The sequence below is a fragment of the Runella limosa DSM 17973 genome (genome assembly GCF_000482465.1).
GTDB lineage: Bacteria > Bacteroidota > Bacteroidia > Cytophagales > Spirosomataceae > Runella > Runella limosa.
This window is the reverse complement of record NZ_AXVJ01000099.1, coordinates 1-1,874: the sequence shown is the minus strand read 5'-3', so window position 1 is coordinate 1,874 and position 1,874 is coordinate 1. Positions and strand designations below refer to the sequence as shown.

Annotated in this window: 3 protein-coding genes; all 3 read right to left on the bottom strand. The window is 37.4% G+C overall.

The genetic code is table 11. The features are described 5' to 3' along the window. Positions 1-273 precede the first annotated feature (273 nt). Entirely contained in the window at positions 274-696 is a 423-nt protein-coding gene (locus K339_RS0109890) for an Ig-like domain-containing protein (protein ID WP_028523432.1), read from the bottom strand. A gap of 188 nt (positions 697-884) precedes the next feature. Further along, positions 885-1,253, bottom strand: coding sequence for a hypothetical protein (locus K339_RS0109885; RefSeq protein WP_157607548.1), 369 nt, complete (start codon positions 1,251-1,253; stop codon positions 885-887). A gap of 282 nt (positions 1,254-1,535) precedes the next feature. Further along, positions 1,536-1,874: hypothetical protein (locus K339_RS37515; RefSeq protein ID WP_028523430.1), on the bottom strand; the 339-nt coding region annotated here is incomplete at its 5' end.

Sequence of the window (1,874 nt, the reverse complement as noted above, 5' to 3'; positions counted from 1 at the left end):
CATCAATTGCAATTTCAAGATTAGCTACTGGCAACTTGGTATCAAAATCCGTCACTGTCCCAAATACAGTAGTTTGTCGGCTTTTGGTGGGGTCAGAGAAGCAGCCTTCTGTTAGTAGCAGCACTCCCGCTGCATAGAGCCAAGGTTTTACTAATCGTTTCATTTTCAAACGTTGTTTTCGAGAAGTGAAGTTTTTGAGTTTTAGGAACATGAAAGGCTGGAAGCCTTTTGATAATTATCACGAGTCGGGCCTCGCGCTATCGGGTATGGATTTTATTTGGGAAGCATGATGAAATCGTACTGCGTTTTTGAGCCTATTTCTACTGGACAACAAAAATTTATTCGATTACTGTCTTTTAAAGAAAAATAGCCCTTGTATTTTAAAGTGTACTTTAATTTATCAAAGTACCTATTTATTACAGTTATTTTATGATAACCATTAGGAACATCAATCGTAGTAGAGTAATAGCCTTGTTTGTCAGTATAAATTATCTTCAGTTGATCGGCATTAGAAGCAAATACTCCTTTTTCTCCAGTAATCATAACTTGCACACTATCCACTGGCAACTTGGTATCGTTATCGGTCACTGTACCAAAGACGGTGGTTGTTCGGCTTTTAAAAGGGGTCGAAAAACAGCCTTCTGTCAGTAGCAGCACTCCCGCTGCATAGAGCCAAGGTTTTACTAATCGTTTCATTCTCATACGTTGTTTTCGAGAAGTGAAGTTTTTGAGTTTTAGGAACATGAAAGGCTGGAAGTCTTTTGATAATTATCACGAGTCGGGTCCTCGTGCTATCGGGTGTGGATTTTGAGTTATTAGTCGTCTTTTTCTATAGTTTATAAATAAAAGACAAAATAATACAGTATTTTCATGGTGAAAGCTGTTTAATCGATCTTGACAATTTTGTCAATTACAATGTAAGGGGAGGCGCCAACCCCAAAGGTAGGACAAGCATCACAGTTAAAGATTCGTCCCCAAATTCGATATTTAAAAGGCTGAGGCTTTCCCCTCACATAGGTATTCTCATAAGGTAAGATTTTTTCTTCCTGAAAGGGACAAATAAGCGGCGCATCACCTCCTTCAATGACAAACCCAGCACTTTGGTATAAATCAGCACGGGCATTTTTAACTGTTTTGATGTAGTTGTAATGTCCATTTTCAGGTCCACAGGAAGTTGGGTCTTTTTTCTTACAACTCACGCTCATCAGCAGCACAGCGGCGGCGTAGAGCAGAGGCTTAAATAATCGTTTCATGTTCATACGTTGTTTTTAAAAGTGAAGTTTTAATGCAAAAATCAGGGTTTTTCATAGGCAGCAGCGTGGATAAGGGTGGATGGATGTCCAAAGATATATGCTTTAGTTATAAAGTCAATATTGTATTTTGATTATTTAGTAATTGATAACTATATAAAACATTGTTTGTAATAATGACCCAAAAATGGGTATTTTATATATATTGGTTGTAAGTAATGTGCTTGGAAGCGAAGAGAATAAAGTTTTACATACTTTTCTGTAGTATTTTACGTTAAGGGGGTTTTATTGGGGAAGCATAATGAAATCATATTGCGTTTTTGAACCTATTTCTACCTTGCAGCAGTTGCCTGTTCGCTGTCCATTTAGATATGTTTGATAGCCTCGGTATTTGGGGTAAAACTTACGATCCCATAAATTTCCTACGTTAAGTGAATGAAATTCTTTTGGGGCATCAATGACTACATTGTATTTACCGTTGGTATCTGTATATACCGTTTTTAGTTCGCTACTCACAGATCCTAATATACCTTTTTCGCCATCAATTGCAATTTCAAGATTAGCTACTGGCAACTTGGTATCAAAATCCGTCACTGTCCCAAATACAGTAGTTTGTCGGCTTTT